The organism is Flavobacteriales bacterium (assembly GCA_016700415.1).
Lineage (GTDB): Bacteria > Bacteroidota > Bacteroidia > Flavobacteriales_F > PHOS-HE28 > PHOS-HE28.
In genome coordinates this window covers 1,710,231-1,723,879 of sequence record CP065018.1, presented here as the reverse complement: position 1 = coordinate 1,723,879, position 13,649 = coordinate 1,710,231, and the positions used below count along the sequence as shown (strand labels likewise).

General features: G+C 60.5%; 7 protein-coding genes. 4 read left to right on the top strand and 3 right to left on the bottom strand.

Annotated elements, in window-relative coordinates:
* Window positions 1–15: 15 nt before the first annotated feature.
* Both IPP95_07215 and aroB read right to left on the bottom strand, forming a co-directional pair.
* Entirely contained in the window at window positions 16–1,242 is a 1,227-nt protein-coding gene (locus IPP95_07215) for a 3-phosphoshikimate 1-carboxyvinyltransferase (GenBank protein ID QQS73987.1), read from the bottom strand.
* Complete coding sequence (aroB, locus tag IPP95_07210; protein QQS73986.1) at window positions 1,211–2,308, bottom strand: 3-dehydroquinate synthase; 1,098 nt, start codon at window positions 2,306–2,308, stop codon at window positions 1,211–1,213. The genes IPP95_07215 and aroB overlap by 32 nt, the downstream gene beginning before the upstream one ends.
* Window positions 2,309–2,474: 166 nt before the next feature.
* Between aroB and IPP95_07205 the strand changes: the two genes are divergently transcribed.
* The gene (locus tag IPP95_07205; GenBank protein QQS74220.1) at window positions 2,475–3,641 is read left to right on the top strand and encodes a proline dehydrogenase family protein; all 1,167 of its coding nucleotides are present in this window, start codon (window positions 2,475–2,477) and stop codon (window positions 3,639–3,641) included.
* A gap of 25 nt (window positions 3,642–3,666) precedes the next feature.
* Here IPP95_07205 and IPP95_07200 read toward each other — a convergent pair whose 3' ends face one another.
* Entirely contained in the window at window positions 3,667–4,887 is a 1,221-nt protein-coding gene (locus IPP95_07200) for a carboxylesterase family protein (GenBank protein ID QQS73985.1), read from the bottom strand.
* Window positions 4,888–5,241: 354 nt separating this feature from the next.
* Here IPP95_07200 and IPP95_07195 point away from each other — a divergent pair, with 354 nt between their 5' ends.
* The 3 genes from IPP95_07195 (at window position 5,242) to IPP95_07185 (ending at window position 13,306) form a co-directional block, all read left to right on the top strand.
* Complete coding sequence (locus tag IPP95_07195; protein ID QQS73984.1) at window positions 5,242–5,943, top strand: hypothetical protein; 702 nt, start codon at window positions 5,242–5,244, stop codon at window positions 5,941–5,943.
* A gap of 32 nt (window positions 5,944–5,975) precedes the next feature.
* Complete coding sequence (locus IPP95_07190) at window positions 5,976–6,866, top strand: hypothetical protein (GenBank protein ID QQS73983.1); 891 nt, start codon at window positions 5,976–5,978, stop codon at window positions 6,864–6,866.
* Between the two features lie 350 nt (window positions 6,867–7,216).
* Window positions 7,217–13,306, top strand: a complete 6,090-nt coding sequence (locus tag IPP95_07185) for a PKD domain-containing protein (protein ID QQS73982.1) — start codon at window positions 7,217–7,219, stop codon at window positions 13,304–13,306.
* Window positions 13,307–13,649 lie beyond the last annotated feature (343 nt).

The window sequence follows — 13,649 nt, the reverse complement described above, 5'->3', positions numbered from 1 at the left end:
TAGCGTCCGTTGCGGTCAAACCCCTTGAGAGAACTCCACGGAGAAACCTGCGTGCTTCATATCCTCCCAGAAGCCCGGATAGGATTTGTTCACCACCTCAGGCCGCAGGATGGTCACCTCATCGCACACCAATGCCAGCGGGGCCAATGCCATGGCCATGCGGTGGTCGCCTTGCGGGTCGAAGGGCGGGGGCCGCAGGTTGGTCACCCCGCCTTGCAGTTTGAAGGTGCCACCATCGTATTCCGCGGAACAGCCCAATGTTCTCAGAGCTTCGGCGACAGCTTTCAGGCGATCGGTCTCTTTGAGCGGGAGGTTGTGAAGGCCGGTGAATTCCGCCGCTATTCCCAGGCCGGCCAATGCGAATGCCAGCGGTTGGAAAAGATCCGGGGTGTCCGTCAGGTCGGCGTGGTACGGATCGGGGCCCTCCCAGTTCCTCCCGTGCAGGATGAGTTTTTTTCCCAAAAGGGTGCAATGCGTGTAGCGGATGAAAAGCGAGATCGCCTCCTCATCGCCCTGCAAGCTTGGGCCGGCCATGTCGATGAAATGCAGATCCGTTCCAGGTGCAAGCGCAGCGACCTCGAACCAGAACGCCGCTGCGCTCCAGTCGGCGGGAATGTACATTTCTGCCGCTGTCAGCGGTCCGCTTTCCACACGGATCGCAACATCGTCCTCAAAAGCATGCGCGCCGAACCGCCCCAGCATTTCCAGCGTCATCCGCACATACGGCCCGCTGAGCCGCAAGCCGGTCCATTGCAGTTCAAGGCCTTCGGAAAAGCACGGTGCCACCAGCAACAAGGCACTGATGAACTGGCTGCTTTCCGGGGAGTCCAGAGTGATCGTTCCGCCGCGCATTTTCTTCCCCCGCACCTGGAATCCGTTTGCTTCTTCCGTAATGTCCGCACCGAGTTCACGCAGCGCCTCTACCAATGGTGCATGCGGCCGTTGCAGCAGGCGCGGGTTGCCGGTGATGAGGTGCTTTTCGCCCTCCTGCACACAGGCCCATGCGAGCAGGAAGCGGAACGTGGTGCCGCCGTCACCACAGTGCATTTCCGCAGGCCGGTCGCGCAGCAGCTGATGCAGTATACGGGTATCATCCGCTTCGCCGAAGTGCTTCACGCATTGAAGATCGCCCGCCAACGCCGCAAGGATCAGCGCGCGGTTGGCCACGCTCTTGCTGGGCGGCAGGGCGGTGCTCCCACGCGGCGGCCCCTCAGGCCTTCGAACGGTGACGCGGTGCGGCATCCGGTGTCAACAGGCGATAATGTTCCAAGGCTTCCGCCACCTGTGCGGCGTTGATCGGCACGTCCACACGGGCGGACCCGATGCCGGTGAGCAAGGTGAACCGGAACGCGTCATCCACGTTCTTCTTGTCGTTGCGCATCAGCTCGATGATGCGATGGTGGTCAGCTTGTTGGAACGGGAACACAGGGTAGAGGCTCATCAGGTGTTCCTCCACGGCGTTCATCCTGTCCCGGTCCAGCAATTCCATGCGCCAGCTGAGCCATGTGGCGCAGACCATGCCGATGGCCACGGCTTCGCCATGCAGCAAGGAGCGGTGGGTGCTTTCCAACGCGAAGGCCTCCAGCCCATGGCCTATGGAATGGCCGAAGTTGAGCAGTTTGCGGGGACCCTGTTCCCGGGGGTCTTCCTGCACCACCTCGGCCTTGATGTCGGCCGATCGCTGGATCAGCGGGGCCAGCGCATCCAGATCATGCAAAGGTGCCCGCCGCACCAGGTTCCAATGCTCGACGTCACGCACCAGGCCGTGCTTGATCATCTCGGCCACGCCATTGAGCACTTCACGCTTGCCCAAGCTGCGCAGGAAAGGCGGATGGATATAGGTGGCCACAGGGTCGGCAAAGGTCCCGACGAGGTTCTTGATGCTGTTCAGGTCGATGGCGTTCTTGCCGCCGATCGCAGCGTCCACCATGCCCATCACGGTGGTGGGGACATTGATGAAGCGGATGCCCCGTTTGTACGTGGAGGCCACGAAACCGCCGAGGTCGGTGATCACCCCTCCGCCCAGATTCACCAAAACCGCCTGCCGGTCCGCCATGCGTTCGGCGAGGTGGGTCCAGAGGGCGCGGCACACTTCGAGGTCCTTGCTCTGCTCCCCGCTGCGCACCAGGATGGTCTGCGCATCGCGCAGGTGCGTTGTCCGGGCAAGGAGCTCCGGAAGGCACTGGTCCATGGTGCGCTCATCGCCCAGTATGAAGAGCTGCGTGCTGCGGGAGTTTTCCGCGAGCCAACGGTCCAGATGCGCCAAGGCATGCTCGCCCATCAGCACGGGATGACTGACAGAGGTCATCTTTTGAACCTGTGGACGATCGGATGCCATAGCTACTTTTGGCGGCCTTTCCGGAGTCCGGTTTTTTCCGCGGGAAAGGCGCCCAAAGGAACGAACTACAAGCACGCGGCGCCACATGCAACAACAGGAGGTATCCCCACGCACAGGAAACCCGGTCCTGCCCGATATGGGCGACACCCGCACGGCCTTCGCCCAAAAGAGCGATCGCGACCTCTGGCAGGCGTTGTGGCTGTTCCGCATCATCGGCACCCCTTGGCTCACCTCCTTGGGCAGTGCGCTCACCAAGATGGCCTTGGCGCTGCACCTGCCGGTGAAAGGCATTGTGAAGGCCACCATCTTCAAGCAGTTCTGCGGTGGGGAGACCATCGAAGAGTCATTGGTGACGGCCCATAGGCTGGCGGAGAAGCGCGTGGGCACCATCTTGGACTATAGCGTGGAGGGCGAGGATGACCAGAGCGCCATGGATGCCACGGCAGCGGAGATCCTGCGCACCGTCGCGGCTGCCAAGGGAAATCCCGATATCCCGTTCTCCGTTTTCAAGCCCTCCGGCGTGATCCGTACGGACGTGCTGGAGAAGGTGTCCGCCGGGGCGAAGCTCACCGCTGATGAAGCTGCGGCCTGGGAACGTGGCCGGAAGCGTGTTGAAAGCATCTGCGAAGCCGCCCATGCCGCCGATGTGCCCGTATTGGTGGACGCCGAGGAAAGCTGGACCCAGGACGCACTTGATGTGCTCGTCACGGAAATGATGCGGCGCTTCAACGGCCAACGCGCCATCGTATATAACACGGTCCAACTCTACCGGCACGACCGCTTGGCCTTTCTTCGGAAGGAGGCGGAGATCGCGAAGGCCGGGGGATACCACCTGGGGATGAAGTACGTGCGCGGGGCCTACATGGAAAAGGAGCGGGAACGAGCAGCGGAGAAAGGCTATCCGGATCCCATCGGTGCGACCAAAGCCTCCGTGGACGCTGACTTTGATGATGCGCTGCGGTATGCCGCCGAGCACATCGGCCACATGGCGGTGCTGGTAGGCACGCACAACGAAGAGAGCACCTTGTTGATGGCGCGGCTCATGCACGGGACCGGACTGGCGAAGGACGATCCACGGATCCACTTCGGGCAGCTGTTGGGCATGAGCGACAACATCAGCTACAACATGGCCCTTGCCGGATTTAACGTGGTGAAGTACGTGCCATACGGACCCGTGCGCAAAGTGCTTCCCTACCTGATCCGCCGGGCGGAGGAGAACACCAGCACGAAGGGACAGACCGGAAGGGAGCTGTCGCTGATACTCGCTGAACGGAAGCGGCGGGCCGGTCCTGCCGACCGCTAACTACGGTTAGCAAACGATCCCCGACCTACCGGGAGATGACGAGCCTGGCCGTTCGCACCGTGGCTCCTTGGACCTTCACCAAATAGAGGCCGTTCGGCAGTGCAGCCACGTCCATGGTGTTCTGTCCTGAGGGAAAGTTCAGTTCGATCACTGTCCGGCCAAGCCCGTCCAGGACCTGTACCGTGCCGGCCTCCGGCATTTTCACTGTGACCGCATCGGCGGCGGGTACCGGATAAAGCCGCATTCCGTCCATGGACGGCTTGAGCTCGTTCACGGCCACGGTCGCCCCGCTGCAATCGAGTTCCGTACTGCAGACCACGCTGGAAAGGAAGTGGGCGACGAAGTTCATCGAGTTGACCGGGTCATAATTGAGATAGCCCACATGGCCGGTCCCGGGGTATTCCAGGTAACAGCTCGGCACGGCGATATTTTCCATGCGCAAATTGATGTCATGGTCGCCCGAAACGATGATGCCGGTGGGGAGGCCAAGTGCATTGATCTGCTCGGTATAGCAGGGCACGATCCCGTCCCCGGTCTCATGGATACCGCAATAGGGCTGGTCGCCGGGATGCACCCACGTGGTGTCCATCAGCGCGCCACTGAGACTGACGCAGGCCATCACATCGCTGGAATAGCCCAAGGGCCCGCTGGTGCCTTCCATGCCGCCCAACGCGGCGCTGTCCGCCACCAATGGGGCGGGTAATTCAGAGGGTTCGTTCATGTACGTGAGCTGCAATGCACCGATGGCCCCGGCGCTCACGCCGCCCGCAATGATGCGGTCCGGATCGATCCCGTACGGATTGCCGTCCTCGGCCACGGTCTTCCGTAGATAACGGATGCAGCCCTTCATGTCATGCACGCAGCGCTGTACGGCATGCATGGAGGTACTGGTGTTCGGGAAGAAGAAGCCCACGCGGTAGTCCATGGCCACGGCCACATAACCCATGCGTGCGAGCTGCCCGCACATAGATGACACGGTGGCACGCGAGCCGGTGACGAATGAGCCGCCAAAGGCCAACACCACCACGGGCCGTTCGGAAAGGGTGTCGTTGGCCGGGGCGTAAATGTCCATGCGCAGGGTCTGGTTGGTGCCGTCAACCGCGGTATTGGTGCCAAAGACCACCCCCGGGATGCTGTCGATCTGGGGAAAATAGTTATACGTGCTGTAGCGGCCGGTGCCGCACTCCTGGGCGGAGAGCAGGGAGGGGAACAGGATGATCGTGAGGGTAAGGAATGTTGTTTTCATGGGGCTTGGATCCGGAGGCAAAGTACGCTTCAGCAGCATACGGTGGACCGGACCCCCCGGATCTTGCACTGTGGTTCATCGCTTGCGTGGCAACTGAAGAGGCCATCAGCGAAGGTGGAGATGTTGGAGTGCGTTGCCGAAGGATCCATTACCGATCCGGGGTGTCACCTGAAACTGCGCATTCGACATAATGCATACTTGGTTGACTGAAACCCTGGACTCTTTGACACCGTTCAAAGCCGCCGGGTTCTCCCAAAGTGGTCTACGGTGTTTACCGTAAAGTGCCGTTCGACCACAGGGTTATCCCGGAAGTAACTTCATCTTTGCACAAACGATCAAAACACAGATCATCACATGAAAAGGCATCTTTTGGCAGTAACCGCCCTGGTGGCAGGCATCGCAAGCACACAGGCGCAAGAACAGTATCGTCCCGTAGGAGGCGAAAAGAACTTGGAATTGATGGTCGCCCCTTTGGGAGGCAGCCCGGTCACGATGGCCGGCATCAAGTACCGTCATTTCGGTTCGGCAACCTCCGCGATGCGTTTGGGCGTGTTCCTGGGCTTCCAGAACAAGACGACCATTCTGCAAGATGAGGACAGCCAGACCGATATGCTCGAACTGAAGAAGAAGGAAAGCAGCATCACCATCGCTGTGCAGCCTGGTCTTGAGAAGCACATGACGGGAACGGACCGCCTTTCACCGTACATCGGTGGATACTTGGACCTGAACTATACCTCTAAGAACAAGAAGGAGGAAACACAGTTGAATGCTACCAAGGTGGGCTATGACCAGACGAAGAGCGGTAGCTTGGGCCTGGGCCTGAACGCCGTGGCCGGCTTCGATTACTACCTGGCCAAGTCGCTCTACTTTGGCACCGAGCTCGGCTTCGGCGTGTCCGCGACCATGCCCATGAAGAACAAGACGGAGTCCGTGACTCTGGATCCTGTCAGTGGAAATGAGGTCACCACCAGCGGTGATTCGAAGAAGGATAACATGAGCAGCATCCAGGTCGGCCCCAACGTGGTGGGTCAGTTGCGCTTGGGCTGGTTGTTTTGAGCATTGTTGCATCAACACGAAAAGTACAGGAAATGAACCGAAAAACACAGGCTTTCCGGAAGCTGACGGGGTATGCCATGCCGTTGGCGGTGGTGGCCTTCCTGTTCAGCTCCTGTAACAAGGAGCCGGTCTCCATGCCGAACCCGAGCACGTCCACTGCCATCAAGGACGCGGGTTTGAAACGGCAGATCTGGGACATGGGCCAGAAGGTGCCTTCTGTGGGCATCTACAACCGGACCATGAACGAGATCCTCGTGTTCAGCCCCGCGAAGGACGGATCACGCAGCTTCTCCTTCACCACCGCACCGGCCAGCGGCATCAGCTTTGCCTCCAGCAATGGCGGACAGTGGGTGTGGACCGAGGACGGAGGAATGGTGGTGCTGACCGAGCCTCAAGCAGGGCTGGGGGCAGGTGGTGGAACGGTTTCAGCCGGTAACACCACGCTGGATATCAACCTCGCTGTTTGTTTTGCCGTTGGGGACGATGCCCTCGGGGGCGGCCTCTTCGGGCCGGACATGGGTGAAGTGGCGGGTGTGATCGGGATCTCAGGCGACTTCGATGCACTGCAGAACGGGGATTTCTCCGATGGCGAGAGCGACCCGTTCCAGTATTTCCACGGCTTTGCCTACTACTTCGTATATGCTGATAACCTCAGCAATACCAGCTATGATGTGCTGAACTGGATCGATGATCTGAACAATGATGATCTGGATAATTTCAGTTTCGCTTTCATCATCAGCTTCCAGAACGACGGGGGGATCTATCTCTCCAAGGATGGTGCCATCACAGTGAATGATGGAACCATGGAATTCAATAACGGCCACTACTACGCTGTTGAGGGTGTGGGCTTCTTCGATGACGATGAGGATTCGGACGCATCCTACTCCGTAGTAAGCGGATATGGGGCGATGGGTTGTCAGTGACCCTTTGAACATGTTGAGTAAAAAGGCCGCCACGCAAGTGGTGGCCTTTTTGCTTTTACGGTGCGGCGTTCGCTTCCCATGGCCCCCTCGGAATGGATCGACTCCGTTCAATGCTGTACCTATCGTCATGCCCACTGCATTGTTCCGTGCGGCCCCCCATCCCTGTTTGCCCGGCTGCCTATGCATTTTGGTGCAACCAGTTGGGCGGCATGATCGTCATGCATTGGAAATAGGTCATTCTTGATCGATGAATTACCGGCCTGTGGAACAAATAGTTGATGAAACAACCGTATTAAGGCTCAACCCGTAGAAGTCGACAATTACTTTGGCTCGATCGAATTTATCCGTCCATGCGCCTATTTCATAGCGCGGTCCCGCTCCTGTTCACCCTGTTGTCCGTTTTCGTGCAGCAGGATGCGTGTGCCCAGCCGTTGGTCGCACATGCGGGTGCGGATGTGACCATTTGCGCTGGCGGCCCCACCACTTTGGGGGCTAACCCGACGGCTACGGGGGGCACCGGACCCTACCAGTATAGCTGGACGCCTGCCACCGGGCTGAACAATGCGAACGCACAGCATCCGGTGTGCACGGCCACCAGTTCGCAGACCTATACGCTCACCGTGACCGATGACAATGGTGCCACGGCCACGGATCAGGTCACGGTGACGGTGAATGCCGCACCGAACCCGTTCCTCACCATGGCAGCGGACCCCAACGTCACCACCTCGGTATTCAGTGGTACCACCACCTTCAGCCTTTGCAATCAAGGAGCGGCCGCCTATGTTTTTAGCTTCGTGGACAACAGTACGGCAGCAGCAGGCGCGACCTATTCCTTGGACTGGGGCACAGGCGGCGCGGCTTTTACGCCCATGGCGACCGGTTGGACCCAAACGCATCAATATCCCATCGGGCTGAACACGCTCACCTACACGATCACCAATCCGAACGGATGTTCCGTTACCGTGGAGTTTTACGTTTTCATCGGCAGCAATCCCAGCGTGGGGATCAACAATCCGGGTAATACTTCGGTATGTACTGGCCAGCCTGTGTGCTTCCCGATCACGTTCACCTCCAGCAACACGATCGGTACGCAGTACTTGGTGGATTTTGGTGACGACACGGACACGAGTTTTGTGCAACCCGCCCCCGCCCAGCTTTGCCATGTTTACCAACAAACAAGTTGTGCGGCGGCCCCACCTTTTTATACGGTCCGGATCGAGGCCACCAACCCCTGTCTGGCCTTTCCGTCCTTCGGTACTGCAGGGCCGATCCTGGTGAGCGACGCCCCACAGGCTGATTTCACCATGTCCGCTGATACCAGTTGTGCAGGAGCCCCGGTGAGCTTTACGAGCACAGCCACAAGCAGTGAGGCGCCGACCTGCGGCCCGCCCAAAGTTGTTTGGAGCGTGACCCCCACGATAGGCTGGACGGCACTGGGCGCATTAGGCACCACCAACGGCAATACCGCTCCCTCCGGTTGGACCACTGGTTCCCAAGCCCCGAACATCCGCTTCGACCAAGCGGGCACATACTGCGTGAAGCTGAAGGTTGGAAATGCCATTTGCGGAGTTGATAGCATGACGCACTGCATCTGCGTGGAAGCCCCGCCGCAACCGGCCTTCACGCTTTCACCTACAACAGGATGCACGCCGCTTGTGAGCACCACGGACAACACGAGCACCAGCCCCAACAGTTGTTCCACACGATACAACTGGCTGGCTGCGGCCAGTAGTACGGCCTGCGGGGGAAGCACGTCAGTGACCTTCAGCGGAGGCACGGGCGCCACCACCTTCGAGCCGCAGTTCACCTTCACAGGGGCGGGGGCGTACAATGTGACCTTGCAGGCGATCAATTCATGCGGAACGTTCCCGGTGATCGTACCGGTGACGGTGGGCGCGCCGCCGCAGGTAGCTGCGAATGCCGTCAGCGGGATCTGTGCGGGGCAGAACGTGAACCCCACCGCGACCTTCACCGCATGTGGATCGCCCATCACCGCGTATGGCTGGACCTTGACGGGCGGCAATCCTGCCAGTGCGAACACACAGAACCCCGGGGCCGTGACCTATCCTGCTCAAGGTAGTTTCACCATCACGGCCTCCGCCACGAGCGCATGCGGCACCACCACCTCCAGCACACCGATCACCGTGACGCCCTTGCCTGCGGCCCCCGTGGTCGGTGGCCCCATTACGCTCTGCGTGGGAGAAACCTTGGACTTGAGCGCAACACCGGTGCCGGGCATCACCTTCCATTGGACCGGCCCCAACGGCTTCAGTTCCTTTTCCGCCAGCCCGAGCATTCCGAACATCACCATGGGGGGCCAAGGCGTCTATTCCGTCACGGCCTCTGCCGGTGGTTGTGACGGGCCGGCGAGCACCGTGACCGTGACGGTGAACCCGCCGCTTGTGTTGAACATTTCACCTGCTGCGCCCACGGCATGTGCCGGTGATCCCGTCACCCTCACCGCGAGCGGCGGCAGCAACTACCAGTGGACCGCGAATGGCGTATCCGTCGGAAGCGGCAGCCCGCTCACGTTCACGCCTACAGGCACGTCCACGATCATTCTTACGGGGCAAGGAGGTGGTTGCACCGGTTCCGCCAGCACCCAGGTGACGGTATACCCCTTGCCTGCCGCGAACGCAGGGACCGACCCCGTCTTCTGTGAGAGCAACCTGCCGCAGGTCTTGTTCCCGATCACGGTGGGCGGTGTCTGGAGCGGCGATCCCAACGTGACCGCGGACGGACATTTCACACCTTCCGTGCAAGGCGTCCACCAGCTCATCTACACCGTGACCAGCCCACAGGGATGCACGAATATGGACACGGTGCAGGTAACGGTGGCGCCGCCCGCCGCACCCGCGGATGCAGGACCTGACAGCCTGATCTGCCTGAATGCCACGCCGATCCAACTCACTGGGTCGCCTGGCGCCGGTACGTGGACCGGTGATATCTCCATCGGCGGGATCTTTACACCGGTGGTGACGGGCGCGTTCGTGGTGATCTACACGGTAGGCTCGGGCAGCTGCTCCACCAGCGACCAGGCCACCGTGACCGTGGTACCGGCCACGGTGGTGGATCCCGGCCCGGACCAGCAGCTCTGCATCGATGAGCCGGCCTTTTCCTTGGGCGCCACGCCGGTGGGCGGTACCTGGACCGGGAACGGCATCAGCGGAGACGATTTCGACCCGTTAACGGCCGGGGCCGGTGCGCATGTGCTCTCGTACACCTATGCGGACCCGAACGGTTGCATCACCACGGCCACCCGCACGATCACGGTGAACCCTTTGCCGGTGGTCTCCGCAGGGAACGACACCACCTTCTGCGATCAACCTGTTGTGCAAACGCTCGCAGGATATTCGCCTTCTGGCGGAACGTGGAGCGGTACGGGCGTCACCCCGGACGGGACGTTCACGCCCAACGGTCCGGATATGCTCGTGTTCACTTACAGTTTCACCGATGCCAACAACTGTTCCGCCAGCGACCAGATGACCGTGACGGTGATCACCATCACCGATCCGGCAACGGCGGGAAATGACACGGCAGCCTGCATCAACAGCGGTGTCCTGCAACTTTCCGGCGCTCCCTCGGGCGGTACGTGGAGCGGTTCGCACGTGGATGCTGCGGGAGCTTTTGACCCTGCAGTTGTAGGCACATATACCCTCACCTATTCCGTGGGCAACGGCTCTTGCGTCACGCAGGACCAGGTGGATGTCACCGTGGATCCATTGCCCGTGATAGCCATCACCAGCGTGGTGGCTATCTGCGCGGACGGCGCCCCGGAGGACTTCGCAGCGACCCCGGTCGGCGGCTCGTGGAGCGGCACCGGTATCACGGACGCGGCGGCGGGCACTTTCGACCCGGCAGTAAGCGGCGAAGGCGTGTTCCCGGTGACCTATGCCTTCACCGATGCCAACGGATGCAGCAACAGCGCCTCGGCGAACGCCACAGTGGATCCCCTTCCCACGGCGGCCTTCTCCAACGACCCCACCGCATGCTCTGGTTTGTCTTTTCCATTTTCGGATGAGAGCATCGGAGCCTCCGGCTGGGCCTGGTCCTTCGGTGATGGCGACAGTGCGTTCGTCCAATCACCTTCCCACGTCTTCGACACGGCGGGCACGTACACCGTTACACTGGTGGCATACACGGCCGCAGGTTGCACGGACACCATCAGCCATGCGGTGACGGTATGGGCAGGGCCTGGGATCGGCTTCACCGCCACGCCTTTTGAAGGTTGCGCACCCTTGGTGGTGACCTTGGACAACCAGAGCACCGGCGACGGTATGAGCTTCGCATGGGATCTCGGCGATGGCGGAAGTTCCGTGCTTGAGGAACCGGGGCAGAACACGTACTACGCGAGCCTCACTGAGGATACCACCTACACCATCACGCTCACGGCCACCAATTTTTGCGGTTCCGTGGATTCATCCGTGGTCGTCACCGTTCATCCGGAGCCCACTGCGCTCTTCGGCCCGGACTTCGATTCAGGCTGCTCCCCGTGGCCGGTCACTTTCAGCAACGTCACCATCGGCCAAGCGGACAGCTATTTCTGGGATTTCGGCGACGGCCTCACCAGCACCACCGCCGACAGCCTCGTGCAGCACACGTATTACACCGGGGCGAACGATACCACCTACACCATTACGCTGGTGGCCACCAATGCCTGCGGAAGCGATACGGCGGAATACACCATCACCACGCTGCCCAATAACATCACCGGCTTCTTCAACACCGACACCACCAGCGGCTGTGCGCCATTGACCGTACACTTCACGCAGTACAGCATCGGGGCGACGAACTGGCATTGGGACCTCGGCAATGGCAATGTGAGCACCGACGGGAGCGTGACCACCACCTATGACACGGCAGGCACCTACACGGCCACGCTCTTCGCGGACAACGGCTGCAGTTTCGACACGGTGAGCGTGGACATCACCGTACTGGCCTCACCGCCTGCCGACTTTACCATTCACCCCGGCCAGCATTGCGTGGGAGCGCCGGTCCAATTCACCAACAACACGCCCGCGCCCGCAGGCTTGACCTGGGATTTCGGTGACGGGGAAAGCTCCACCCTTTCCGCGCCAACGCACAGCTATGCGTCGGCCGGCAGCTATACCGTCACCCTCAATGTGGCTTCCACCATCAGCCCTTGTCCCGCTACGCAATCCCAAACGGTGACCGTGGCGGCCACACCTATGGCCGCGTTCACGCCGGACCCGGTCAGCAGCTGCATCCCGCTGGACGTGCAATTCACCAACGGCAGTACCGGTGCCGATTTTTACCAGTGGAGCTTCGGCGACAACAATACCATCGGTATTCCTAACCCCGCACATACCTACAACGATGCGGGCACCTACACCATCCAATTGGTGGCGGAGAACCTGAACGGTTGCACGGACACCGCCACAGCGAACGTGGTCGCCTTCCCGCTGCCGGTGAGCGCCTTCACCATGGCGGCCGGCCAGAGCTGCGATCAACCTACCGATGTACAGCTCACCAATGCTTCCACCGGCGACGTGAGCCATACCTGGGATTTCGGCAACGGAACGAACTCCGTGCTGAACAACCCTGTGGCCACCTACGCGGAGCCAGGCACCTACACCATCACGCTCACCGTTTCCAACCAGTACGGCTGCACGGCCGTGAGCACGGATGAGTTCACCGTGTATCCCACGCCGGTGGCGCAGTTCGTTGCGGAGCCGCAACCGGCCTGCGCGGGCTACCCCGTCACCTTCGGGAATACTTCGCTCAACACCAGCAGCTATCAATGGCATTTCGGTGATGGCGAAAGCTCCTTCGAAGAGTCCCCGTGGCACATCTATCCGCAAGGCGACTATGATGTTACGTTGATCGCCACGGGTGAAGGCGGATGCGTGGACAGCCTCTTCGTACCAGCGGCCGTGCATGTGGACCCGCGCCCTACGGCGGCCTTCAGCTATGTGCCCATGCAGAGCACCACCTACGCGTTGCAGTTCCACAACGTCAGCACGGATGCAGTGAGCTGGATCTGGGATTTCGGCGATGGGGAGCACTCCAACGCCTTCGAGCCATTGCACCTCTTCCCGGCAGGACCCGATGACCTGTATCCGCTGTGCTTGGTGGCCATCAACACCTTCGGTTGCCCGGACACCGTGTGCCGGTCCATCGTCGCCACCAGCGACCCCGACATCTTTGCGCCCAACGCCTTCACCCCGGACCAGGACGGCGTGAACGAGGACTTCCAGCCCATCCTCAACGGCTACGATAATTGGCGCTACCAATTCTTCGTCTTCGACCGCTGGGGCGAACGGATCTACGATACCAGAGACCGCAACGCATCTTGGGACGGAACCTACCACGGCAAGCCGGTGAAGACCGATGTCTACGTGTGGAAAGTGGTGCTGAACAGGGACGGCGATGAGCGCGTGTTCTACGGGCACGTTACCGTAGTGCGGGGGACGGAGTGAGGGGAAGCACCGCTCGGCCTGTTCCGTGCGACCCGGCACAAAGGATTAAAAGTAGGCAAAACATACTTTGGCCAGCAACGTATTTTTTGCGAAGCTTTAGCATGCCATGGGATGCTTCGCCACATATTTCGACAGCAAGCATAAAGGGTTGGTGACTTATCCAGCCTACCGGCTCATCGACTTGGGTGCCGAGCAAAATCGAGGTGCGTCAACCAGTCAACTTGGGTGCCGAGCGGAGTCGAGGTGCGTCAGCTCATCAGCTCATCAGCTCATCAGCTCATCAGCTCATCAGCTCATCAGCTAAAATCACCTTCAGTAGTTCCTCCTCCACCTCCCGGCTTGG